The following is a 23,576-nucleotide window of genomic DNA, read 5'->3' as shown; positions in this document are numbered from 1 at the left end:
GCATGGCCAATCTCAATACCTACTACTACCGGGTGCTCCTCCCCCATGGCGCTGTGAGGTCCGGCCTGTTGCGCCTGGCGGTCAAACGCGACCTGTCTGCGCGCATGCGCCTGGAGGCCGACACCGATGGCACGGTCATCGGGCTTTGGCGCTTTCCTGCGTGGCTGGCCGCCGTCACCGACATGCTCATGCACCTGTTCCGCAGGCAGGTACGAAGCGAGGACCTCGGCGGCTTTCTGCGCGACCTGGGGTTGATGATGCGGGCCGGTGTCCCTGCGCTCGATGCCTTGAGAACATTGGTGGACGAAAGCGACAGCGTAGGCAACCCGGCCATGGCAGCTGTGGCGCGCAACATGCTGGACGATTTGAACGCCGGTGTGGGCATGACTGAGGCCTTCAATCGCCATCCCAATGTGTTTCCCGAGACGGTGCGCAATCTCATATCCATCGGCGACCAGACCGGTACGCTCGACAGGATGCTGGGCGAGGCGGCTGAACACGTGGAGCGCATGATCAACATTCGGCGCGATATCAAGACAGCACTTATTTACCCTGCCTTCGTTTTTGCCACCATCATCGGCGTTGCGATTTTCTGGATCTACTACGTCGTGCCGAGCATGGCGCGGCTGTTCAAGCAATTGCAGGCCAAACTGCCTCCGATCACGGAGGGGCTGGTGGCTTTCGCCAACCTGCTCTCCACCCATCTGCCCTGGGTGTTGGCGGTCGCTGCGTTGGTGATTGCCGTGTGCATGATCGCCTTCAAGCGGTCAGAGCGTTTTCAGTTGGCTACCTACAGCCTGCTGCACCGTCTGCCGATTGCGCGCACGCTGCTTGTGTCGTCTGGCATGGCGCACATTACAGAGCATCTCTCCATTCTTGTGCGGGCCGGGGTTGATCTGGTGTCGAGTCTGCGCATTCTTGGGCGGGCTACCAAGAACCGTTATTACCGCACACGGCTGATCCAGGTGGCGGAGTCGGTTTCGAGGGGGGATTCGGTCTCTGCCTCCATGCGGCGCGTGGGGGGCTTTCCGGCCATGGCGGTGCGGATGATTTCTGTGGGTGAGGAGTCGGGCAGCCTTGATCAGCAACTCTCGCATCTGGCGGGCGACTATCGCAAGCGCCTGGAGGTGCTTGTCAAATCGCTGGCCGAAATCCTCAAGCCAGTGATCATTCTTGTTGCTGGCGGCCTGTTTCTCTTCCTGATTGTTGCGTTGCTGTTGCCCGTTTACGACCTGGTTCGGCAGTCCGTGACCCAGACCATGGGTGGGGGGCAGTGATGCTGTTGGTGCAGTTTCAAACTCCTCCACGCTGGCGGTGCGGTGTGGCGCCTGCATGGGGCGGAGGTTTGTCTTTTGTTGAGGCCTGTCCATCTCGCAGGACAGGGTGCTGAATGCGCAAACCCGTATTGATTGGCGGTGGTCTGGGACTGCTGTCCCTGCTGGTTCTGGGAGCTGCTTTGTGGCTGTGGCAGGGGGAGGGGGGGACTGGCCGCTCGACAACCAATTCGCCGCTCCAGGCACCGCGTTCTGCCGGGGCGTCGCCGGGGCCCGCGCCGACCGTGCAGAGCCCTGCTGCGGGCCCCATGCCTGGTGCCTTGGGTGGCGCTGCATCTTCTGCGCAAGCTGTTGCCGCAAACGGTTCGGGATCCATGGGGACGGAAGAGCGCCGCAAGCGATTGGGGCAGATTCGGACAGAATTGGCCGCCATCACGGCCCAAGGTGCCCAGGCGTCGCCGGAGAGGGTCCAGGCGCTGCTCACCGAGCTGGAGGTGCTTTCGCAAGGTCGGTTTGATCCCCGGTACTTCCAGGCGCTGCGCGAAATGCTGGAGGGCAGCGGCCAGGTCCAGGCGCTCAACCGCGAACTGCAAGGCTTGGGCAGCAGCACGGCGCCGAAGGATGTGGCCCGAAAGCAGGCCATCCTGGCTGAGCTGCAGGCGATCAGCGCGCGCATCAGCGCTGCTGCCGCCAATGTTCAAGCCTACACGCGGCGACCTGCCGCGCAGGGCAGCAAGCCATGACCCATGCACTGCTTCGCTCGTCCGGGCGGCCTGTTTTTTTGCGCCAGGCTGGGTTGTCCCTGGTGGAAATTGCGGTGGTGCTGGTGGTGGCGGGTCTCCTGTCGTGGGCTGCGTTCAGCGGATATGAAACCGTTGCTTCGCAGCAGGAGATCGAACGCGGGCGCGCCGAAGCCAAGCAGCTGCAATCCCTTGTGCGTGCATTTGCGCTGAGGCATGGCCGTCTGCCGTGTCCGGACACCAGCGCCGCAGCCACAGGGTACGAGGGATTGACGGCTCCCGGCAGCGGTGTATGCACGGCAGGTGTGCAGGTGGGCTGGTTCCCGTATGTGAGCCTGGGGCTGGTGGTGCCGGAGATGGCATTGCGCGCGCGCTACGCCGTGTTTCGCAGTGGCTCGGCTACGGCGGCAGACGATGCAGACTTGGCCGTGGCCTTAGAGCGGACTGGCGACAGCGCGGGTGAGGCCAATTTCTCGGATGTTTCTGATTTGATCGTGGGCCTGAACAACGCAGCGGGCCTGGCTGCGTTGGCTGTGGCCACCAACCGGCCCTACCTGACGGGCGATGCTGGAGCGGCTGGGGCCATCAATTGCGCTGGCAATGCAGTGATGTCCGTCGCGTATTGGGTGGTGGTGCCCCTCAAGGATGCAGACAACGACGGCAACCGGCTGGACCCTCCGCACACCAGCGCGGGTTTGTGTGCGGCCAGCCCTGCTGCGCCGCTCCGGTTCGGCTCCGACGATGTGGTGGTAGCGGAATCTCCCACCCAGCTGGCCGGCTGGCTGCGCCAAAGTCTTCCCTAGTGGTCGAGTCCGCCTTTCATTTTTCATGCTGATGACTCACTTGAACACCCCCGCATCCCGCCAAGCGCCTGCGCGCGCGCGGGGATTTGGCTTGCTGCAGGTTTTGTTGCTGATATCGGTGATTGCAGGCCTGGCTGCCATGGGCTACCTGCAATGGCGCGAGCGTTCCGCCATCGACTCTTCACGGCAGGAGCGGCAGGCACTTGCCCAGGCGGACCGGGCGATCATCAACTTCGCCACTGTGCTGCGGCGCATGCCGTGCCCGGATGTTGACCGCGACGGGTTGGAAGACTGCGCCGCTGGCGATCAGAAAGGCTGGTTGCCGTCTGTCTCGCTCCAACTGGCTGGCGCGGACCCCGGTGTGGGGGTGGGTCAGCTTCGGTACCTTGTCCAACGCGGCGGTGGCGCCAATGATTTGACGGTGTTGACGGATGCCTGGCGCCCGCTGGAATACAACACCACTGGCCGGACGTTCGCATCGATGCGGGAAACCCCGGCGTCGGGTACGTACCAGGCCGACATCCTGACCCTGACCGACCTGTGCCAGCGCCTGGAGGTGGGGCGGACTACACCTTATGCGGCGGGCATGGCCGAAGTGCGTGCGCCCACCGTGCGTTCGGTCGCTTACGCGTTGGTGCACCCAGGGAACGACGACGCGGATGGCAACAACTCTGTGTTTGACGGAGCCAATGCTTCGGCCGATCCCGCTGTGGAAGACCCCGCCCGCAGACCGCTGCTGGCCACATACAACGATATTGTGCTGGAGCGCTCGCACCTGAGCCTGCTGATCAGCTTTCATTGCCAGCCGCTCATCGACTCGGTCAACACCGTTGCGTTGGCGCACGATGTGGTGGAGCAGGTGGATGAGCTGCGCGAGGGCAACATCGACTCTGCCAAGCAGGCCATTGTGTTTGCCGCACTGACCGCAGGCATCACGGCCATCGAAACCACTGCCACGGTGCTGGAGGGTATTTCGGAGGCAGGCAATGCTGCCGTAGCTTGGGCTCTGTGCGCTGCCACGCTGGGGCTGGCTGTCAACGCGTGCGCGGCTGCGCCACAGCACACAGCGGCCATCGCACTGACGGGAGGGGTGGTCGCGGCAAACGCCGTGTCTGTGGGCTTGAACATCGCGGCGGCCGTCATGGCGGGCAACGCGCTTGCGTTGGCCGACAGCTCTGTGAACGCTGCTGACCTGACCTGCCCTGCCGTGGATCTGACCCAAGCCATTAATGCGGCCACGGCAGAGGTGACAAACGCGACCAATGATCGCAACGCTATTGCCGCAGAGCTTGCCACCCGGCGCAACGAACTGACCGCAGCCAACATCGCAAGAACCAATGCGGTGAATACGCTGGTCGCGCAGATCCGCCGCTCTGGCCTGTCGTCCAGCATCGATGGACTGGTGCAGCCGCTCCTGGATGCGGCCAACACCTGGGAAACCCGGTCCTTTGCCGTGAATGGGGCCACCCAGCGCAGGGACAACTACCAGAACGCCGTCAACAACTGGACGACGCAGGTGAACAACTACGCCAACATGATTGCCAACCGCACCACCATGCTGGCGCAGCTCGACGCAGACATTGCCGCACTGGATCTTCAGATCGCGGCCACGTCTAACCCGGCGGTGAAAGAGTCATTGCAAGTCCAGCGGTTGGAAAAGACGTCGCAGCGAACGCTTTTGAGCGACCCGGTGGCGTTGCAGAAAGAGTACGACGACGCCGTGGCTGCACGGGCGTCTGCCCAAGCCAACTTGACCGCGGCACAAAATGACCTGGCGACCGCGCAATCCAACCTGGGCTCCGCGCAGAGCAGCTACCAGACGGCCTACAGCAACCTTCTCAACGCGGGGCGCTACACCACTTTGACGGCCGGGCTGGCGACAGAGTGGGCCTGTACTTCGACCTTTGCGGGTGTGTGCCAGCCTGGCGATGCTGTCACCACCAGCGCGATACTGGCCGCGCTCAATGATCTGCTGGGGACATCGAGTGCGAGTCCGGACCCCGATGCCAAGTACCTGCGCCCCATCAAGATTCAGCGCATGATCACCGCCCTGGAAAGCCAGCTCGCGAAGGCCGACACCCGCATTACCGATGCGCAAAACCAGCTGACCCAGTTGCAGACGCAGGCGGCCAATCCACCGCCGTGCAACATCGCAGGCCGGGGCGTCACGCCCATGCCGCCGGACATGTCCATGGAAATCCTGATCCAGGTAGACCAGAAGGGGGGCACGCGATGAAGCGCTCCCTGCACCGCGAGCGCGGTTTCTCGATGGTGGAACTGGCGGTGGTGATGGCCATCCTCGGCCTCATCGGCATCTTTGTATGGCGCTGGGTGGTGTCCACGCGCGAGCCCATGCAGCGGCCTGCGATGCTGCAGCAGTTGAGCGAAGCCCAGGCTGCGGTAGAAGGCTTTGTGCTGGCCAACCACCGGCTGCCCTGTGCGGCCGCTGGCACCAACGGCATTGAAAGCTGTGGTGACGCCACGGCGGTTCGCCTACCCTGGAAGCTGCTGGGGCTGAGCAGCGATTTTGGGCGCCTCCACTACGGGGTAAACCGGGGCGCCGGCTGGGATCTGGCAGTGGTTCCGAACTTGGTCGCCCGGCCTGCAGACGCTGTGTCGCCAGACCTGAACATCAATTTCACCGGCATGCCGGATTTGCCTACCTACCCCGGCACACTGGAGACGCCTGTTTCTGCGTCGGCTGCTGTCACTGCGGCACGCGACCGAGCGATTGCGGCCAAGACCGCCGCAAGCAATCGCCGCACCGTTGCCAACGGTCTGGACTGGTGCCGGGTGCTGCGCCGCTTCGCAGCCAACCCCGCAGCAGCAGGCGTGTTGACCGCTGGCAACGTGGCCAGCAGTGTGCCGGTGGCGTTCATTCTGGTGCACCCCGGCGAGAACGCAGCTTTTGATGGCAACAACGTGGTGGGAGCAGGGGGCTCCTGGCGCTTTGACCTTCCCGGACGTCCGCAGGACAACGCCTACGATGACTTGGCCGTGGCCGTGGGCCCGGGGGATCTGGCGGCGCGCATCGGCTGTGTCGCGCGATTGAGCGAGATGCAGGCGGCCGCCCAGGGCGCTTACACCGCGTATGACAACGCGCGTGTGATGCAGGAGTACTGGAAGCTGCGCGTGTTTGACATCGAGAGCTCCGAGTCGGCCGTGCAGGGGGCCGAGACCGGCGTGGCCTTGGCTGCCATGGGCTTGGCGCTGGCAACGACCAGTGCAGTGCTCAGCGTTGCTTCGGCCGCCAACACCGAAGGTGTGACAGCTTTCGTCGTCGTGATGGCTGCTGCCAATGTAGGGCTGGCGATTGCAGAGACGGTGCTGGCGGCCCAGGAGTTGACCGATGCAAAGTCCGCGCTGGAGGTTTCCAAACAAAAGCAGGCTGCCGCTGACAGCTATGCCGTTCAGGTGTACGACACGTTCACGAATGCGCTGCGATTTGCGACCCGGCTGGACGAGAAGGGGCTCAATCCATGAAGCGCCACATGATGGGTTTTACCCTGCTTGAACTCTCGGTGGTGCTGCTGGCCCTGGGGCTGATACTGCCAGGCGCGGTGATTTTCTGGCAACTGCAAGAGCGCCAAAGGGTGACCACGGTGCAGACAAACGCCCAGCAGCAGTCACGCGATGCGGTGCTGGGGTTTGTGCATGCCAACTACCGCCTGCCTTGCCCAGCGGCGGATACGGCCGGGGTCGAGGCTTGTGTGGAGGGCACAGGTTTGCGGCAAGTTGGTTTTGTACCCTGGCGCACACTGGGGCTGCCGCGCCCGGAAGCGGGAGCGCTGCGCTACGGCGTGTTTCGCGCCCCATCTGCCACGGCCCCCAACGACCAGGATTTGGCCACAGCGCGCGATCGCATGAATCCGCTGCGGGTGCGTACGCCCTCGCCAGCCCCTCAGAATGGTGATGCTCCCAACGACAATGCCCCACCCATCCCGAGCGTTGCGGCGGGCTTGCTGGGCATTACCCAGTCGGGCAATGACACGGCGCCCCTGAATCCGTCCTGCAACGCGGCCAACAACCCGCCATGCCCGCTTGGGGTGGCTGGAGCCGTCAATCTGATCGACATGTGCCTGGCACTCAACACCGCCAGCCAGGCCTTGGTGGCACCCGCAGGGCAGTTGGCCACCAACATGCGTGGGGCACGCAGATCCGTGGCGTTTGTGATTGTTGCGCCGGGCATGCTGGACGCGGACGGAGACGGCGTGGCCTTTGATGCCGCCAACGCTGCGGCGAGCAGCGCCGACCCCACCTTCGAAGCCCCGGGCACCGCGGTCACCAACAGCTATGACGACATCGTGATGTCGGCGAGCCATGCCGAGCTGTTTGCTGAGTTGCACTGCGCAGCTTCACTGTCGGCGGTGGCGCATGCCCATTTCAATGCGGCCACAGGCGCGTTTGTGCTGGAGCGGGCGCTCTATGACTATCGGGACCAGCTGTTTGTGGCCATCAAGCTGGCGGAAGCCGATGTGGCCTCTGCCACCGCAGGCCTTGCCAGTGCAGCAGCCGGTGTGCTGGATGCTGCCAAGGAAATGGTGTCAGCCACTGCAGACACCACGATGAGCGCGGGCGCGCGGGGGGTGCAGATTGGCCTGGCCGCTGCGGGCATTGTGGCTGCAGCGCTCGGAACTGCTGCCGCCATTTACGCAGAGGCCGATGCCATCGACTCGCTGGCGGAGGCCCAGAGGGTGCATGGCGAGTTCGCTACCCGCACCACGGCGGCAACCGCGCTGTCCACGTCCGTCAATGTCAACACGCTGACCGCAGATGCGATCGGCCACTGATGTCTTGTTTACCGAGTTACGCACCATGATTTCTTTCCACACCCCTCGGCGATGCTGCACTGCCTCCCACCGCCAGCGGGGGTTCTCCTTGCTGGAGTTGAGCATTGCGCTGGTGGTGATTGGCCTGGTGGTGGGGGCGGTGGCCATTGGGCGCGACCTGCAGCGTTCCGCCGCCAATCAGCGCCTGTCTACCGATTTCATCCAGGGCTGGCAACTGGCCTACGAGGCGTTTGTCAACGGCGTGGGGTACCCCCCAGGCGACAACGCCACCAACCCCACGGGGCGTGTCAATGGCAGCAATGCGGTTGCGGGCACCGAACTGTGTGGCAACGACATGATCAATGCCTTTCTCGCTGCAGGCATCCGCCTGCCCAACGGCCGCACGGAAGGGCAGCAGGACCGGTATGTCTACCTGGACAGCAACGGCAATCCGCAGGAGGTGCGCGTGTGTTTTCAGAGTGTCAATTGGGCCGAGCCGGGCGCCGCAGTGAACACCTACGCAACGCGGCCGCGCAACGTGCTGGTGATTCGGGGGGTAACGTTTTCATTGGCGGCGGCCCTGGACCAGCAGATCGATGGTCACAGCGATGCACGTTTTGGCCGACTGCGTGAAGTCACCCTGGCCAACGACACTACCGCTGGCACCCCGGGTCTGCCCTGGCCCATTGACGATCGCATGGCCTTCGGCAGCACCACGCCCACATCGCTGGATGAGTCCCAAGTGGCCATCACCACGGCGCTGTTCAAGATGATGCGCTGACGCAGGCGAAGTGCGCGCCAGGCCAGCGCTCCGGGTTTGCTGGAGACTGGTCCGTTGCTACGGTGCGTTCGCACCGCAACAGACCCTTGCTTACGGTGCGTCTGCCAGCTGAAACCGCTGGTCAAAATTCATCTTGCCCAGCAGGCGCAGCGCGGCGTTGCGGGTGGTGTTGTCCACCTTGCTGATGTCCAGGCTATAGCGCTTGGCGGTGGACACCACGTCCACACATTTGTGGCCCCATTGCACCGCCACGAGCAGGGCGGGGCGCTGGCCGGCTTCGGCGCCCACCGATACGCCGCGCTGTTCGGGGCGCAGCATGAATTCAAGATGGGGGGTGCGCACCAGGGTGAGGCGGTCGGCGCCCCGGGGGCCGAGTGCGAACGAGACCACCCAGTCGTCTTCGTCTTCCACCGTCACAAACGGAACATGCTGGGGTGCGGCCATGGTGCTGGGCGTAGGGGTTGGAGGGCGGGGCGGGTGGGCCGCCGTGGTGCACTGCCCGGGGTGCGGGCGGGCGCCAGTATGCCGTTGCAAGCGCTGTGCCTGCTGCGGGAGAACCCGAGGTTGGGCCTTTCCAACGCAGGGCGCGGGGTGTCAGCCTGGTGCAAGGCTGGCGCAGTGGGCGACGATGCCGTGGGCGGGTGGGGCGGATGAGGCCAGGCCGTGAATTAGGGTAGCGAAAATCGGCCTATGCGCTCGACCATCATGACTTTTTTGCTATTATTTTAATAGCGATTGGGTGAGGCCTGGTGCTCTGCCGCGCCCATGGCCAATCTAGTCGCCAGCTGGCCCACGGTGGCCAGCGCGGCCTGCAGCCGGTGCTGGGCGGGGTGGCCGTAGTTGATGCGCACGCAGTGCGCAAACCGCTGGTCGGCCGAGAAGATCTGCCCGGGCGCCAGGCTGATGCCCTGCTGCAGTGCCAGCCGGTGCAGCTCCAGCGCGTTGACCGGGGGCGGCAGCTCCACCCACAAAAAGTACCCACCCTCGGGCCGCGACACCCTCGTGCCGCGCGGGAAGTGCTGGGCCACCGCTGCCAGCGCAATCGCCTGTTGTTGTTCCAGGCTGCGGCGCAGGGCGCGCAGGTGCCGGTCATACCCACCCTGGGCCAGGTACTCCGACAGCGCCTGCTGCGATGGCGTGGCGGCAGAGAGCGTGGTCATCAGCTTGAGCCGCTGCACGGCCGTGGCCTGGCGGCCCGCCGCCACCCAGCCCACGCGGTAGCCGGGCGCCAGGCTTTTGCTGAACGAGCTGCAGTGCATCACCAGCCCCTCGGTATCAAACGCCTTGGCAGGCGGCGGGCGCTGGGGGCCAAAGTGCAGCTCGCCATACACGTCGTCTTCGATCAGCGGCACGCCGTGGCGGGCGAGCAGGGCGACGAGTTCGCGCTTTTTGCCCTCGGGCATCAGGCTTCCCAGCGGGTTCTGAAAGCTGGGCATGAGCCAGCAGGCCTTGATGGGCTGGTGGGGTGGCTGGCGCTCCAGCGCCTCGGCCAGCGCGGCCAGGTCGATGCCGTCGCGCGGGTGGGTGGCGATCTCCAGCGCCTGCAGGTTCAGCCGCTCCAGCGCCTGCAGCGCGGCGTAGAAGGTGGGCGATTCGACCACCACCACGTCGCCGGGCTGGGTGACGGCCTCCAGGCAGAGGTTGAGCGCTTCCATCGCGCCGTTGGTGATGATGATTTCTTCCACATCCACCGCCGTGCCGTGCACGCCGTAGCGCAGCGCAATCTGCTGGCGCAGGCGTTCGTCGCCGGGCGGCAGGCTTTGCACGATGTTCCACGGGTCGAGCTTGCGCATGCCGCTGGCCAGGCACCGCGCCAGGCGCTCCAGCGGAAACAGCTCCAGCCCCGGGAAGGCCGAGCCCAGCGGCACCAGGTCGCGGTCGCGCGCCAGGCCCAGCACTTCGAACACCAGGTCGCTGATGGCCACGTCGGTGGAGGTGGCGGCGGGCTGCGAGGGCAGGGGCTCGGCGGGGCGGGCCTCGGCCGTGCCGGGCAGCCGGGCGCTGACGTAGTAGCCCGAGCGCGGGCGAGCGTGGATCAGGCCCTGGGCCTCCAGCAGGTAATACGCCTCGAACACGGTGGACGGGCTGATGCCCCGCGTGCGGCTGGCCTCGCGCACCGAGGGCACGCGGTCGCCCGGGCGCAGGGCGCCGCTGTGGATGAGCTGGGCAATGGCGTCAGCGTGGCGTTCGTAGCGTTTCATGGGCGTAGAAACCGGGTGCAGGCGTTGATGCAGGGCAAACTGATCTGTATTTTTAACTGGAAACTGAATCTGTACTGTTTTTTAGTGCACGCGTAGAGTTGGTGTGGAATCTCCCTGTGCTCCGTTGCCCCACCCATATCCCCATGATTGATCGCCTGCACCGTTTGCACCGCCTGCTGCGCCCCCTTGCTGTTGTGTTCTTCCTGTCAGCGGGCCTGGCTGCCGGGGTGGCGGCACAGCCCGCCCCCACCACTGCGGCACCGGCCGCCATGGCCCCGCGCGTGCTGGCCTGCACGGTGTGCCACGGCAAGGAGGGCCGGGCCACGCCAGACGGCTACTTTCCGCGCATTGCGGGCAAACCGGCGGGTTACCTGGCCAACCAGCTGCTCAACTTCCGCGACGGGCGGCGCAGCTACCCGCAGATGACCTACCTCATCGAGCACCTGACCGATGACTACCTGCGCGAGATGGCCGAACACTTTGCGGCGCTGGACCTGCCGTACCCGCCCCCACCGCCGCCCCAGGCCCCGCCCGCCGTGCTGGAGCAGGGCCGCAGGCTGGTGCAGCAGGGCGATGTGGCCCGCAACATCCCCGCCTGCGTGGCCTGCCATGGCGCGGCCATGACGGGCGTGGCGCCATCCATCCCCGGCCTGCTGGGCCTTCCGCGCGACTACCTCAACAGCCAGCTCGGCGCCTGGAAAACCGGCCAGCGCCGCGCCCATGCGCCGGATTGCATGGCCGATATTGCGCGCCAGCTCACGCCCGACGATGTGAGCGCTGTATCTGCCTGGCTGGCGGCCCAGCCCGTGGCGGCGGGCGGCAAGCCTGCGCGCACCCTGCCTGCCGCCATGCCCGCCCGGTGTGGGGGCGTGGCCGAGGTGCCCGTCGCCGCAGAGGCTGCACGTTGAGAAGGGATGCACCGATGAAACGCATCCTCTGGACAATCTCTTCCGTTCTGGCCGCCTTGGGCATCGCGGCAGCACTGCTGATCAGCCTGAACTTGCGCGGCGAGGAGCCTCTGCCCACTGGCGAGACGCTGCAGAGCACTCCTGAATTGATTCAGCGCGGCGAGTACATGGCCCGCGTGGGCAACTGCATGGCCTGCCACACCACGCAGGGCGGAGCGCCGTTTGCGGGCGGGCGCGGCATCGAGACGCCGTTTGGCGTGGTGCACAGCTCCAACCTCACGCCCGACAAGGCCCACGGCATTGGCGCGTGGACATCGGCCGAGTTCTGGCGCGCCATGCACCATGGCCGCAGCAAGGACGGGCGGCTGTTGTACCCGGCCTTTCCGTACCCCAACTACACGCAGGTGACACGCGAGGATTCGGACGCAATCTTTGCGTATCTGCAGAGCATTCCCGCCGCTGCCGACGCCAATCGGCCGCATGCCTTGCGGTTTCCGTACAACACGCAGGCGGCGCTGGGTGTGTGGCGGGCGCTGTTCTTCACGCCCGGAGCGCCCCGGCCCGAGGCCACGCAAACGGCCGAGTACAACCGGGGCGCCTACCTGGTCAACGGCCTGGGCCATTGCACGGCCTGCCACACGCCGCGCAACGCGCTGGGTGCCACCACCGACGCCAAGGCGTTCACTGGCGGGCTGATCCCGGTGCAGAACTGGTATGCCCCTGCGCTCAATGCGGCGCATGAGGCGGGCGTCAAAGAATGGAAAACCGACGACGTGGTGGCCTTGCTGCAAACCGGCATGGCCCCGCAGGGCTCGGTGCTGGGCCCCATGGCCGAGGTGGTGTTCCGCAGCACGCAGTACCTGAGCGATGCCGATGCGCGCGCCATGGCGGTGTACCTGCAGGGCCTGCCGCAGCAGGAGTACAAGGCGCTTGCTGCCGGGGCCGCACCACCGGCCAACGCCCTGGCGCGCGGCGCCAAGGTGTATGAACAGCACTGCGCCCAGTGCCATGGCGACCAGGGGCAGGGCGAGCCCGGTGCCTTCCCCGCGCTGGCGGGCAACCGCGCCGTCACGCTGGCCGACCCCACCAACCTGGTGCGCGTGGTGCTGCAAGGCGGCTACCTGCCCGCCACGGCGGGCAACCCGCGCCCGCATGGCATGCCGCCGTTTCAGCAGTTGTTGTCCGACGAAGACATTGCGGCCGTGACCACCTTGGTGCGCAACAGTTGGGGCAACCGGGCGCCCGGGGTGGGTACCATCGAGGTTTACCGCGCCCGGGAACGGCGCGGTTTGTAGCGGGTCCGCTGGTGTTGACGGACTGCTGCACCAGCCCCAGGAGCCCGTTTGATGTCCAGCCCCGCCACACTGCCCCCGTCCACCCCCTCAAGCCCTGCGGCCGCCACGCCCGGCGGCTGGTGGGTCGTGTGCCTGTGTGCGGCCTGGTGCGGCACCTGCGGCATCTACCGCCCCTTGTTCGACGAGCTGGCCCGCGCGCACCCGGACGTGCGGTTTGAATGGGTGGACATCGAGGACGAATCCGATCTGGCGGGCGACCTGGACGTGGAAACCTTCCCCACGCTGCTGATTGCCGACGGCGAACGCGCGCTGTTCCTGGGCCCCTTGCTGCCCCAGGCGCCGGTGCTGGCGCGGCTGCTGGCCAGCCTGCAGGCGGCCACCCCCGGCAGCGGTGCCGGGGCAGGGCAGGAGGCCCAGGGCGTGTTCGAGCGCGTGCGGGCCGCCCGCGGGCGCTGAGGCGCTGCGGGTTGTTTGCTCCTGTTTTGATAGCTAATTGCGCTTGATGGTCGCGCGCAAGAGGCATTTTTTTCCTTGAACTTTGTGTCTTCCCCCTCCGCACCCTGGTTTCCCATCAACTCGCTGCAGGCCTGGTGCGAAAAAGGCGCCTGGTCACGGGGCATGGACCTTTTTCGCCAGGCGGCGGTGGTCCACATCGACATCGAGGAACGTGGCGACAGCGCCTTCACCCTCCATGGCGAGGTGCAGGGCACCCAGCCCGAGCCATATGGGCTGTCGGTAGAACTGCAGCTGGCGCCCAACGGCCAGGTCAGCGCCTGGTCGGGCGAATGCAGCTGCCCGGTCGGGGAAGACTGCAAACATGCGGTAGCGCTGACGCTGAAGGCGGCGCACCTGCGCTCGGGCCCGGCGTGCGCAGCCTCATTCGCACCCTCATCCGCGCCCGCGCCCCTGTCGGCCCAGGCCGTGCAGGCGCTGCAGGCCATGCAAGACCGCGTGACCGCCCAGGCCCGCGCCGAGGCCGAGGCGCGCCTGGTGCGCTGGCTGCACGACTGGGACCTGGCCGCCGACAACGCTGCGCCGCCCCCGCCGGGTGCGCGGGCCGACCGGCCAGAGTGTTATCTCTACCTGCTCTCCACCGTGGGGCGCTTGCGCTCGGGCGCGCCGCAGCTGCAGATCGAGGCCGTGGTCTCCTACCCCAAGCTCACCGGCGGCTGGGCCAAGCCCAAGACCATCCGCACCCAGCCCGGCCCCGGCCAGGCGGTGTACGACCGGGCCACCGATGCCGACCGCCAGCTGCTGCAACTGCTGCGTGCCATGCCGCGCAGCCTGGGTTACTACTCGGCCTACAGCGGCGCGCCGTCGGGCGTGCTCGAAGGGACGGTGGGTCTGTTGGCACTGCAGCAGGCCGCCGCCACGGGCCGTCTGTTTGCCGACGCGGGCGGTGCCACCGTGGGGGCGCCCCTGCGTTGGGGCGAGCCGCTGCCTATCGCCTGGGCCTGGAACGAGACCCCGCCCCCCCAAGCCGACGGTGACAGCACTTGGCGCCTGCAGGCCCGCCTGCCCAGCCCCAGTGCCGCGCTGTGCGCCAACGACCCGCCGCTGTACCTGGACACCGACCAGGGCCTGTGTGGCCCCGTGCTGGCAGAGGGCCTGAGCGCCGCACAACTGCAGCTGTTGCTGCAGGCGCCCCCGCTGGGCACCGCCGCGTTGCAAAAGCACCATGCCGATGTGGCCAGCCGCCTGGGCGGCATGCTGCCGCTGCCGCCGGTGCTCAGCCCCCTCACACGCGTGCAAGGCGTGAAGCCTGTGGCGCGCCTGCATCTGGCGCCCGTGGCCGAGTCCGATGTTCCTTACCTCGGCCTCATCACCGCCCAGCTGCGTTTTGACTACCAGGGCCATGTGGGCTGGTGGGCCGGGCAGGAGCTGGGCGTGCTGGTGCCGGGCGCCGATGGCGGCCAGGTGCTGTTGCAGCGCGATGCGATGGCCGAGCTGGATGCCATCGAACGTCTGATGGACCTGGGCCTGCTGGGGACGGACGATGGCCTGTTCGGCATCCCTGGCGAGCAATCGCAAAACGACTGGATGCACTGGGCCGACAACGGCTTTGTGGTGCTGCGCGACGCGGGGTTTGAACTGACGCTGGCAGCCACGCTGAACGGCTGGATCACCCATGCCGATGCGCTGGACGTGGTGCTGCAGCCCTGGGGGGGAGGTGCGGACGAGGCCACATCGCCCTGGTTTGCGCTCTCGCTGGGTATGGAAATCAACGGCGTGCGCCACAACGTCCTGCCCTGGCTGCCCGAGCTGATTGCCGCCGCTGCGGCTCAGCCGTTGGACCCTGCGACGGGGCTGCCCCGGCTGCCCTCGCATGTCTACCTGCCGTCGCAAACCGGTACGGGTTTTGTGCGCCTACCCACCGACACCCTGCGCCCCTGGATGGCCGCCCTGCTGGAGTTGGTGGGCGACCGCGCGCACGATTTCGGCGGCGAGAGCCTGAAGCTCTCGCGTCTGGACGCGCTGCGCACCAGCGCGGCCTTGGGCGAGGGCGCGGTGTGGCACGGCGCAGATGCGCTGCGCGGCCTGGTGGCGCAGCTGCAGGGCGCCAGCGCATTGCCCGCCGTGCCCGTGCCAGCGGGTGTGCAGGCCACGCTGAGGCCGTACCAGCAGCAGGGGCTGAACTGGCTGCAGTTTCTTTGCACCCATGGTCTGGCCGGGGTGCTGGCCGACGACATGGGCCTGGGCAAGACGCTGCAGACGCTGGCCCACATCCAGGTCGAAAAAGACGCGGGCCGCCTGAGCGACCCCGCCCTCATCATTGCGCCCGTGAGCCTGATGGGCAATTGGCAGCGCGAGGCCGCGCGCTTTTGCCCCGGCCTGCGCTGCCTGGTGCTGCACGGCGCGGGCCGCCACGCCGTGGCCGATGCGGTGGCCGAACACGACATCGTCATCGCCCCGTATTCGCTGCTGCAGCGCGACCGCGAACGCTGGCTGGCGCAGCCCTGGCACTTGGTGGTGCTGGACGAAGCCCAGAACATCAAGAACGCCAGCACCCACGCCGCGCAGGTGGTGGGCGAGCTGCAGGCGCGCCACCGCCTGTGCCTGTCGGGCACGCCCATGGAAAATCACCTGGGCGAAATCTGGAGCCTGTTTCACTTCCTGATGCCGGGGTTCCTGGGTAGCCAGCAGCGCTTCAAGGAACTGTTCCGCAACCCCGTCGAAAAACAGGGCGACACGGCCCGCCTGGCGCAGCTGCGCGCCCGCGTCACGCCCTTCATGCTGCGGCGCACCAAGGCGCTGGTGGCGGCGGAACTGCCTCCCAAGGTGGAGTCGGTGATGCCGGTGGAGCTGAGCGGCTCGCAGGCCGACCTGTACGAAACCATCCGCCTGGGCATGGAGAAAACCGTGCGCGAGGCGCTGCAGACCAAGGGCCTGGCCAAATCGCAGATCACCATCCTCGATGCGCTGCTCAAGCTGCGCCAGGTGTGTTGCCACCCGGCGCTGGTGCCGCTGGATGCCGCCAAAAAGGTCAAGACCTCGGCCAAGCTGGAGCAGTTGATGACGCTGTTGCCCGAGATGCTGGCCGAGGGGCGGCGCATTCTGCTGTTTTCGCAGTTCACCAGCATGCTCACGCTGATCGAGGCGGAGCTGAAGAAGCGCGGCTTGCCCTGGGTCAAGCTCACGGGACAGAGCGTCAAGCGCGACGCGATCATCGAACAGTTCACCAGCGGGCAGGTGCCGCTGTTTCTCATCAGCCTGAAGGCGGGCGGGGTGGGGCTGAACCTGCCGCAGGCCGACACCGTGATCCATTTCGACCCCTGGTGGAACCCGGCGGTGGAAAACCAGGCCACCGACCGTGCCCACCGCATCGGCCAGACGCAGAGCGTGTGGGTGGTCAAGCTGGTGGCGCGGGGCACGATCGAAGAGCGCATCCTGGCGCAGCAAGAGCGCAAGGCGCAGCTCGCGGGCAGCCTTTACAGCGAGGCATCGGCCCGCAAGGAGCCGCTGTTCACCGAAAGCGACCTGGCCGAGTTGCTGCAACCGCTATCGTCGTTGTAGCAAGAAAAGACGGCTGGATGGGTGGGGGGCGCCTTCTGAGGGCGCTAACGGCGCCAGGCCGCCGCGCTGGCGTGTTAACAACAGCACATGGGTGCCGCTGCATGCGCTGTCTTTGCAAATCAATGCTTTACGCGTTACAATAAGAGCCTCACGACCAAACGGGCGGGTACCAACCGCCCGTTTTTTTTGGTCGATTGCTTTTCGAGCTCGAAGCTGCCGGAGAAGTCTCCGGGGGTTATCGGGTTTTTTGTTTTTCCGGGATGGAACTGAAATAAGTGGCACTACAGCAAGTCGTTGAACAAATTGTGACGGGCCTGGACTATGACCTGGTGGAGATCGAACGCTCCGCCGGTGGTTTGCTGCGCGTCACCATCGATTTGCCTTGGACGCCACCGGCCGCCGATGCGCCCGCCCCCGTGCTGGAGCAGTTCGTCACCGTCGAGGATTGCGAGAAGGTCACCCGCCAGCTGCAGTTTGCGCTGGAAGTGGACGGTGTCGAATACAAGCGCCTCGAAGTGTCGTCCCCCGGCATCGACCGCCCCTTGCGCCACGAGCAGGACTTTGTGCGTTTTGAAGGCGCGGTCATCGACATCACCTTGAAGGCGCCCATTGGCGCTGCAGGCGGGGGGCAGGTCAATGCCACCCGCAAGAAATTTCGCGGCACGCTGGAGCGCGCCGAGGCGGGTGGCTGGCAAATCGTCTGGAGCGACGAGCCGCCGGTCAAGCCAGGTCAAAAAGTGAGCAAGAAACGTGTGCCCGCCCCTTTGCAGGCGCTGGGCTTTACCCTGGACGAGCTGCGGGATGCGCGCCTGGCGCCCATCGTGGACTTCAAGGGGCGTGCGGGCAAGGCCGGGTCGGCAGCTGCCTGAGTTGCTGAATGGATTGGGGTGGGTGGCTGCTGTGTGCAGCCTTCCATCTTCGGGTGATTGAAACAGGAGAGTCGTCGCATGAATCGCGAATTGTTGATGTTGGTTGAGGCCATTTCGCGCGAGAAGAACGTGGAGCGTGATGTGGTCTTGGGCGCCGTGGAGTCGGCCCTGGCCCAGGCTACCAAGAAGCTGTACCAGGGCGAGGTGGACATCCGCGTGTCGATCGATCGCGACAGCGGCAACTACGAGACTTTCCGCCGCTGGCTGGTGGTGCCCGATGACGCGGGCCTGCAAAACCCCGAGGCCGAAGAGCTGCTGATGGACGCGCAGGAGCGCATCCCCGACATCGAGGTGGGCGAGTACATCGAGGAAGGTGTCGAGTCCGTGCCCATCGGCCGCATCGGCGCGATGGCGGCCAAGCAGGTCATCCTGCAGAAGATTCGCGACGCCGAACGCGAAATGCTGCTCAACGACTTCATGTCGCGCGGCGAGAAGATCTTCACGGGCACCGTCAAGCGCATGGACAAGGGCGACATCATTGTCGAATCCGGCCGTGTGGAAGGCCGCCTGCGCCGCTCCGAGATGATCCCCAAGGAAAACCTGCGCAGCGGCGACCGCGTGCGGGCCATGATCATGGAGGTGGATCTGACCCTGCGCGGCGCGCCCATCATCCTGTCGCGCTCGGCGCCCGAGTTCATGATCGAACTCTTCCGCCAGGAAGTGCCTGAGATCGAGCAGGGCCTGCTGGAGATCAAGTCCTGCGCCCGCGACCCCGGCTCGCGCGCCAAGATCGCTGTGCTGTCGCACGACAAGCGCGTGGATCCCATCGGCACCTGCGTGGGTGTGCGTGGCACCCGCGTGAATGCAGTGACCAACGAACTCGCTGGCGAGCGCGTGGACATCGTGCTGTGGTCCGAAGACCCGGCGCAGTTCGTGATCGGTGCGCTCGCCCCGGCCAACGTGTCCTCCATCGTGGTCGATGAAGAAAAACACGCCATGGACGTGGTCGTGGACGAGGAGAACCTCGCCATCGCCATCGGCCGTGGTGGCCAGAACGTGCGTCTGGCGTCCGACCTCACCGGCTGGAAAATCAACATCATGGACGCCGCCGAAAGCGCGCAGAAGCAGGCCAACGAGACCGACACGGCCCGCAAGCTGTTCATGGAAAAGCTGGATGTGGACGAGGAAATCGCCGACATCCTGATCTCCGAAGGCTTCAACAGCCTGGAAGAGGTGGCCTATGTGCCCCTGCAGGAAATGCTGGAGATCGAAAGCTTCGACGAAGACACCGTCAACGAGCTGCGTGCCCGTGCCAAGGATGCGCTCCTGACCATGGAAATCGCCCGCGAGGAAAGCGTGGAAGAGGTCTCCCAGGACCTGCGCGACCTTGAAGGCCTCACCCCCGAACTGATTGCCAAGCTGGCTGACGGTGGTGTGCATACACGTGACGACCTGGCCGACCTGGCCATTGATGAGCTGACCGACCTGACCGGACAGTCTGCAGAGGACGCCAAAGCCTTGATCATGAAGGCGCGCGAACATTGGTTCGCGGGGCAACAAGAGTAAGGGTCAGGGAGGCACGAACCACATATGTCCAGTAACACTGTCGCCGAGTTCGCAACCGAACTCAAAAAATCGCCTGAAACCCTGCTCGACCAGCTCAAGGCTGCGGGCGTGGGCAAGGCTGCCCCCTCCGACGCACTGACCGAGTCGGACAAGCAGAAGCTGCTTGCGTACCTGCAAGCCAGCCATGGCACGGCTTCTGCCGACCGCAAGAAGATCACCCTGGTGAAGAAGTCCACCAGCGAGATCAAGCAAGCCGACGCCACGGGCAAGGCGCGCACCATCCAGGTGGAAGTGCGCAAGAAGCGCACGTTCATCCAGCGGGATGAAGGCGCTGAAGCGGCTGCCGAGACTGCAACTGCGGTTGTCGAAGAAGCTGCTGTGTCGAGCGAAGACCTGGAACTGGCCCGCCGCGAAGAGGAAGCCCGCCGCCAGGCCGAGCTGATCCGCCGCCAGGAGGCCGAACTGGCCGAGAAGCGTGCCGAGCGCGAAGCCCGCGAGAAGCGTGAACGCGAAGCCGAAGAGCGCGCCGCCGCCTATGCCGCCCAGGAAGCCGAAAAGAAGGCCCAGGCCTCCGCCGTGAAGCAAGAGGCTACCCGTGAGCAGGCAGCCGAGGCTGCTGCGCGCGCTGCTGCGCAGACCGAAGCCCGGGAAAAGGCACAGGCAGAAGCCAAGGCCCGTGCGGACGAAGAGTCTGCCCGAGCCCGCGATCTGGAAGAGCGCCGCCGTAAGGCTCTGGCCGAGGCAGAAGCCATCCGCGCCATGATGGCCACGCCCAAGAAGGCGGTCATGGTCGCCAAGAAGCCCGAAGAACCCAAGCCCGCGGCCAAGCCTGCGGCGGTGGGTGACGCCAAGAAGGGCACGCTGCACAAGCCCGCCGTTGGCACGGGTGGCCCGCGCGCAGGGGCTGCAGCCCCGGCCGGTGCCGGTGCTACCCCGGGTTCGGGCAAGGAAGTCAAGTCGGCCAAGCTGTCCTCCAGCTGGGCCAATGACACGGCCAAGAAGAAGGAAATCAAGACCCGCGGCGACAGCAGCGGTGGCGTGGGCCGCAACAACTGGCGTGGTGGCCCGCGTGGCCGCCGTGGCGACGGCCGCGACCAGCGCGACGATCACCAGCAGTCGGCACCGGTCGAGGCGCGCATCATTGAAGTGCATGTGCCCGAAACCATCACGGTGGCGGAGCTGGCGCACAAGATGTCGATCAAGGCGTCCGAAGTCATCAAGGCGCTGATGAAGATGGGCCAGATGGTCACCATCAACCAGCCGCTGGACCAGGACACCGCCATGATCGTGGTGGAAGAGCTGGGCCACAAGGCCGTGGTGGCTGCGCTGGATGACCCCGAAGCCTTCACCGACGACGATTCGGGCCAGAAGGACGCCGAACTGTTGCCACGCGCTCCCGTGGTCACCGTCATGGGCCACGTGGACCACGGCAAGACCTCGCTGCTGGACTACATCCGCCGCGCCAAGGTGGCGGCGGGCGAAGCGGGTGGTATCACGCAGCACATCGGTGCCTACCACGTGGAAACGCCGCGCGGCATGGTGTCCTTCCTCGATACCCCCGGTCACGAGGCCTTCACGGCCATGCGTGCCCGTGGCGCTCAGGCTACCGACATCGTGATCCTGGTGGTTGCTGCCGATGACGGCGTGATGCCACAAACGAAGGAAGCCATCAAGCACGCCAAGGCGGCGGGTGTTCCTATCGTGGTGGCCATCACCAAGGCAGACAAACCCGATGCCAACCCCGACCGCGTCAAGCAGGAGCTGGTGGTTGAAGAGGTGGTGCCTGAAGAGTATGGCGGCGATTCGCCCTTTGTGGCTGTGTCGTCCAAGACCGGCATGGGCATCGACGACCTGCTGGAGCAGGTGCTGCTGCAGGCCGAAGTGCTGGAACTCAAGGCCCCGGTGGAATCCCTGGCCAAGGGTCTCGTGATCGAAGCCCAGCTGGACAAGGGCCGCGGCCCTGTGGCCACGGTGCTGGTGCAGTCCGGTACGCTGAAGGTGGGCGATGTGGTGTTGGCGGGCCAGACCTCGGGCCGCGTGCGCGCCATGCTCGACGAAAACGGCAAGCCGGCCAAGACGGCCGGTCCGTCGATCCCGGTGGAAATCCAGGGTCTGTCGGATGTGCCCCAGGCCGGCGACGAGTTCATGGTACTGTCCGACGAGCGCCGTGCGCGCGAAATCGCGACCTACCGTGCAGGCAAGTTCCGCAACACCAAGCTGGCCAAGCAGCAGGCAGCCAAGCTGGAGAACGTGTTCTCCGAGATGACCGCAGGCGAGGTGCAGACCCTGCCCATCATCATCAAGGCGGACGTGCAGGGCTCGCAGGAAGCGCTGGCAGCCTCGCTGCTCAAGCTTTCCACCGAGGAAATCCGCGTCCAGCTGGTCTACGCTGGCGTGGGCGGCATCAGCGAGTCCGACGTGAACCTGGCGATTGCCTCCAAGGCCATCGTGATCGGCTTCAACGTGCGTGCCGACGCCGGTGCGCGCAAGCTGGCCGAGTCGAGCGACGTGAACCTGCATTACTACAACATCATTTACGACGCCGTGGATGAGTTGAAGGCGGCCATGTCCGGCATGCTGGCACCCGAGCAGCGCGAAGAAGCGATCGGTACGGCAGAGATCCGCACCGTGTTCGTGGCTTCCAAGATCGGCACGGTGGCGGGTTCGTACGTCACCTCCGGCCAGGTCACGCGCAATTGCAAGTTCCGCCTGCTGCGCGACAACGTGGTCATCTACACCGGCGAGGTGGAGTCTGTGCGCCGCCTCAAGGACGATGTCAAGGAAGTCAAGGAAGGCTTCGAGTGCGGTATCAAGCTGCGCAACTACAACGACATCAAGGAAGGCGACCAACTCGAGTTCTTTGAAATCAAGGAAATCGCACGCACGCTGTAAGGCGAGGCGACGACGAGAGCGACGACTACGACATGGCTGCGAAGAAATCCGCCACTCCCAACCGCGCCTTCAAGGTGGCCGACCAGATCCAGCGCGATCTGACGGAGCTGATCGCGCGCGAGTTGAAAGACCCGCGCGTGGGCATGGTGACGCTGCAGGGCGTGGAGGTGACCCCCGACTACGCCCACGCCAAGGTGTTCTTCAGCCTGCTGACGGGTGACCCGGTGGAAACCCAGGTGGCGCTCAACCAGGCGGCGGGCTTCTTGCGCAATGGCCTGTTCAAGCGCCTTCATATCCACACGGTGCCCACGCTGCACTTCGTGTTCGACCGCACCTCCGAACGTGCCGCCGACATGAATGCGCTGATTGCGCGCGCCGTGGCTTCCCGCTCCAAAGACGACGAGGAAACATGACCGAGCGCGCTCCCCGCATCCGGGTGCAGCGGCGCCCGGTGCACGGAGTGCTGCTGCTCGACAAACCCCTGGGCCTGTCCAGCAATGACGCCTTGCAAAAGGTGAAATGGCTGCTGCGCGCCGAGAAGGCGGGCCACACCGGCACGCTTGATCCGCTCGCCACGGGTGTATTGCCCCTGTGTTTTGGTGCAGCCACCAAGTTCAGCCAGCTGCAGCTCGAAGCCGCCAAGACGTACGAGGCGATTGCCGTGCTGGGCATCACCACCACCACCGGCGACGCCGAGGGCGAGGTGCTGGAGCGTCGCGAGGTGGATCCTGCCCAGCTCACCCCCGACCGCCTGGCTGCCGTGCAGCAGCAGTTCACCGGCTCCATCCGCCAGGTGCCACCCATGCACAGCGCGCTCAAGAAGGACGGCAAGGCGCTGTACGAGTACGCGCGTGCCGGTGTCACAGTGGAGCGTGAGCCGCGCGATGTGGTCATTCATGCACTAAAACTGGCACTCACGCCCACTGATCAAGCGCTGTTCGCTATCAAAATAGTAGTGACCTGCAGCAAAGGCACCTACATCCGCACCCTGGGTGAGGACATTGGTGCTGCACTGGGCTTCGGGGCGCACCTCAGTTTTCTGCGCCGGATCGACACCGGTGGCATCGGTGTGGAGCGCTGCGTCACGCTGGCGCAGCTGGAGGCCATGCCCGAGGCCGAACGCATTGCCAGCCTGGAGGCCCCCGAGTCCTTGCTGGCCGGGCACACACGTGTCACGCTGGACAGCGACAATGCCGCTCGTTTCCTGTCGGGCGTGCGCCGCCGTGGGGCCTGGCCGGATGCCAGCGCGGTGGCGGTGTTTGGAGAAAGCCCCCCGGCGCTGCTGGGGGTAGGCCATATTGCTGGCGGGGAACTGGTGCCGGGCCGGCTCCTGAGTCCGCTGGAAATTCAACAAATCTTGGAAAGCAAGCCGCACGTGCAAACCAGCGGCACATTGGAAAAACTATGACTAAACAGACCGACAACATCGCCATCATCGCCCACGTTGACCACGGCAAAACCACC

At 65.7% G+C, this 23,576-nt stretch carries 18 protein-coding genes; 16 read left to right on the top strand and 2 right to left on the bottom strand.

The features are described from left to right. The first annotated feature begins 2 nt into the window (after positions 1 to 2). The 7 genes from ACTPOI_RS25870 to ACTPOI_RS25840 all read left to right on the top strand — a co-directional run bounded on the left by ACTPOI_RS25870 (position 3) and on the right by ACTPOI_RS25840 (position 8,367). Complete coding sequence (locus ACTPOI_RS25870; protein WP_440114492.1) at positions 3 to 1,277, top strand: type II secretion system F family protein; 1,275 nt, start codon at positions 3 to 5, stop codon at positions 1,275 to 1,277. A gap of 371 nt (positions 1,278 to 1,648) precedes the next feature. After that, positions 1,649 to 2,017 carry a hypothetical protein gene (locus ACTPOI_RS25865; protein ID WP_440114489.1) on the top strand — a complete coding sequence of 123 codons (369 nt, stop codon included), beginning with the start codon at positions 1,649 to 1,651 and terminating at the stop codon, positions 2,015 to 2,017. Next, a complete protein-coding gene (locus ACTPOI_RS25860; protein ID WP_440114486.1) occupies positions 2,014 to 2,817 on the top strand; it encodes a type II secretion system protein in 804 nt (267 codons plus the stop codon). Before ACTPOI_RS25865 ends, ACTPOI_RS25860 begins: the two co-directional genes overlap by 4 nt. Before the next feature lie 31 nt (positions 2,818 to 2,848). Beyond that, a complete protein-coding gene (locus ACTPOI_RS25855) occupies positions 2,849 to 5,053 on the top strand; it encodes a hypothetical protein (protein ID WP_440114483.1) in 2,205 nt (734 codons plus the stop codon). Next, positions 5,050 to 6,300 carry a type II secretion system protein gene (locus ACTPOI_RS25850; RefSeq protein WP_440114480.1) on the top strand — a complete coding sequence of 417 codons (1,251 nt, stop codon included), beginning with the start codon at positions 5,050 to 5,052 and terminating at the stop codon, positions 6,298 to 6,300. The genes ACTPOI_RS25855 and ACTPOI_RS25850 overlap by 4 nt, the downstream gene beginning before the upstream one ends. Next, on the top strand, positions 6,297 to 7,607 hold the full coding sequence (locus ACTPOI_RS25845; protein WP_252658654.1) for a type II secretion system protein: 1,311 nt from the start codon (positions 6,297 to 6,299) through the stop codon (positions 7,605 to 7,607). Before ACTPOI_RS25850 ends, ACTPOI_RS25845 begins: the two co-directional genes overlap by 4 nt. Before the next feature lie 25 nt (positions 7,608 to 7,632). Continuing rightward, positions 7,633 to 8,367, top strand: a complete 735-nt coding sequence (locus ACTPOI_RS25840; RefSeq protein WP_252658655.1) for a type II secretion system protein — start codon at positions 7,633 to 7,635, stop codon at positions 8,365 to 8,367. Positions 8,368 to 8,457: 90 nt separating this feature from the next. On the opposite strand, the gene ACTPOI_RS25835 is transcribed toward ACTPOI_RS25840, so the two are convergent. Further along, positions 8,458 to 8,811, bottom strand: a complete 354-nt coding sequence (locus tag ACTPOI_RS25835; RefSeq protein WP_252658656.1) for a hypothetical protein — start codon at positions 8,809 to 8,811, stop codon at positions 8,458 to 8,460. A gap of 281 nt (positions 8,812 to 9,092) precedes the next feature. Then, complete coding sequence (locus ACTPOI_RS25830) at positions 9,093 to 10,568, bottom strand: PLP-dependent aminotransferase family protein (protein WP_440114475.1); 1,476 nt, start codon at positions 10,566 to 10,568, stop codon at positions 9,093 to 9,095. 143 nt (positions 10,569 to 10,711) lie between these two features. Here ACTPOI_RS25830 and ACTPOI_RS25825 point away from each other — a divergent pair, with 143 nt between their 5' ends. The 9 genes from ACTPOI_RS25825 to truB all read left to right on the top strand — a co-directional run bounded on the left by ACTPOI_RS25825 (position 10,712) and on the right by truB (position 23,520). Beyond that, positions 10,712 to 11,476: a c-type cytochrome gene (locus ACTPOI_RS25825; RefSeq protein ID WP_440114472.1), complete on the top strand. Its 765-nt coding sequence runs from the start codon at positions 10,712 to 10,714 to the stop codon at positions 11,474 to 11,476. Between the two features lie 14 nt (positions 11,477 to 11,490). Beyond that, a complete protein-coding gene (locus ACTPOI_RS25820; protein ID WP_440114469.1) occupies positions 11,491 to 12,771 on the top strand; it encodes a c-type cytochrome in 1,281 nt (426 codons plus the stop codon). A gap of 51 nt (positions 12,772 to 12,822) precedes the next feature. Then, complete coding sequence (locus tag ACTPOI_RS25815; protein ID WP_440114466.1) at positions 12,823 to 13,227, top strand: thioredoxin family protein; 405 nt, start codon at positions 12,823 to 12,825, stop codon at positions 13,225 to 13,227. A gap of 162 nt (positions 13,228 to 13,389) precedes the next feature. Beyond that, the gene (locus ACTPOI_RS25810; protein WP_440114713.1) at positions 13,390 to 16,785 is read left to right on the top strand and encodes a DEAD/DEAH box helicase; all 3,396 of its coding nucleotides are present in this window, start codon (positions 13,390 to 13,392) and stop codon (positions 16,783 to 16,785) included. A 275-nt stretch (positions 16,786 to 17,060) separates the two neighbouring features. Further along, positions 17,061 to 17,654: a ribosome maturation factor RimP gene (gene rimP / locus ACTPOI_RS25805; protein ID WP_094290849.1), complete on the top strand. Its 594-nt coding sequence runs from the start codon at positions 17,061 to 17,063 to the stop codon at positions 17,652 to 17,654. 78 nt (positions 17,655 to 17,732) lie between these two features. Next, the gene (gene nusA, locus ACTPOI_RS25800; RefSeq protein WP_094290850.1) at positions 17,733 to 19,220 is read left to right on the top strand and encodes a transcription termination factor NusA; all 1,488 of its coding nucleotides are present in this window, start codon (positions 17,733 to 17,735) and stop codon (positions 19,218 to 19,220) included. A gap of 24 nt (positions 19,221 to 19,244) precedes the next feature. Next, positions 19,245 to 22,112 (top strand): translation initiation factor IF-2, encoded by a 2,868-nt coding sequence (gene infB / locus ACTPOI_RS25795; RefSeq protein ID WP_440114462.1) that lies wholly within the window; start codon positions 19,245 to 19,247, stop codon positions 22,110 to 22,112. Between the two features lie 32 nt (positions 22,113 to 22,144). After that, a complete protein-coding gene (gene rbfA, locus ACTPOI_RS25790) occupies positions 22,145 to 22,525 on the top strand; it encodes a 30S ribosome-binding factor RbfA (protein ID WP_108617772.1) in 381 nt (126 codons plus the stop codon). After that, positions 22,522 to 23,520, top strand: a complete 999-nt coding sequence (gene truB, locus ACTPOI_RS25785; RefSeq protein ID WP_440114457.1) for a tRNA pseudouridine(55) synthase TruB — start codon at positions 22,522 to 22,524, stop codon at positions 23,518 to 23,520. The genes rbfA and truB overlap by 4 nt, the downstream gene beginning before the upstream one ends. Positions 23,521 to 23,576: the final 56 nt, after the last annotated feature.

The organism is Acidovorax sp. BL-A-41-H1, assembly GCF_051942715.1.
The sequence above is the reverse complement of the archived record's forward strand: the minus strand, read 5'-3'. Positions and strand labels throughout refer to the sequence as shown.

Coding starts and splice junctions, on each gene's coding strand:
- ACTPOI_RS25870 (WP_440114492.1), top strand. CDS start 3: ATGGCCAATCTCAATACCTACTACTACCGGGTGCTCCTCCCCCATGGC.
- ACTPOI_RS25865 (WP_440114489.1), top strand. CDS start 1,649: ATGGGGACGGAAGAGCGCCGCAAGCGATTGGGGCAGATTCGGACAGAA.
- ACTPOI_RS25860 (WP_440114486.1), top strand. CDS start 2,014: ATGACCCATGCACTGCTTCGCTCGTCCGGGCGGCCTGTTTTTTTGCGC.
- ACTPOI_RS25855 (WP_440114483.1), top strand. CDS start 2,849: ATGACTCACTTGAACACCCCCGCATCCCGCCAAGCGCCTGCGCGCGCG.
- ACTPOI_RS25850 (WP_440114480.1), top strand. CDS start 5,050: ATGAAGCGCTCCCTGCACCGCGAGCGCGGTTTCTCGATGGTGGAACTG.
- ACTPOI_RS25845 (WP_252658654.1), top strand. CDS start 6,297: ATGAAGCGCCACATGATGGGTTTTACCCTGCTTGAACTCTCGGTGGTG.
- ACTPOI_RS25840 (WP_252658655.1), top strand. CDS start 7,633: ATGATTTCTTTCCACACCCCTCGGCGATGCTGCACTGCCTCCCACCGC.
- ACTPOI_RS25835 (WP_252658656.1), bottom strand. CDS start 8,811: ATGGCCGCACCCCAGCATGTTCCGTTTGTGACGGTGGAAGACGAAGAC.
- ACTPOI_RS25830 (WP_440114475.1), bottom strand. CDS start 10,568: ATGAAACGCTACGAACGCCACGCTGACGCCATTGCCCAGCTCATCCAC.
- ACTPOI_RS25825 (WP_440114472.1), top strand. CDS start 10,712: ATGATTGATCGCCTGCACCGTTTGCACCGCCTGCTGCGCCCCCTTGCT.
- ACTPOI_RS25820 (WP_440114469.1), top strand. CDS start 11,491: ATGAAACGCATCCTCTGGACAATCTCTTCCGTTCTGGCCGCCTTGGGC.
- ACTPOI_RS25815 (WP_440114466.1), top strand. CDS start 12,823: ATGTCCAGCCCCGCCACACTGCCCCCGTCCACCCCCTCAAGCCCTGCG.
- ACTPOI_RS25810 (WP_440114713.1), top strand. CDS start 13,390: ATGGACCTTTTTCGCCAGGCGGCGGTGGTCCACATCGACATCGAGGAA.
- nusA (WP_094290850.1), top strand. CDS start 17,733: ATGAATCGCGAATTGTTGATGTTGGTTGAGGCCATTTCGCGCGAGAAG.
- infB (WP_440114462.1), top strand. CDS start 19,245: ATGTCCAGTAACACTGTCGCCGAGTTCGCAACCGAACTCAAAAAATCG.
- rbfA (WP_108617772.1), top strand. CDS start 22,145: ATGGCTGCGAAGAAATCCGCCACTCCCAACCGCGCCTTCAAGGTGGCC.
- truB (WP_440114457.1), top strand. CDS start 22,522: ATGACCGAGCGCGCTCCCCGCATCCGGGTGCAGCGGCGCCCGGTGCAC.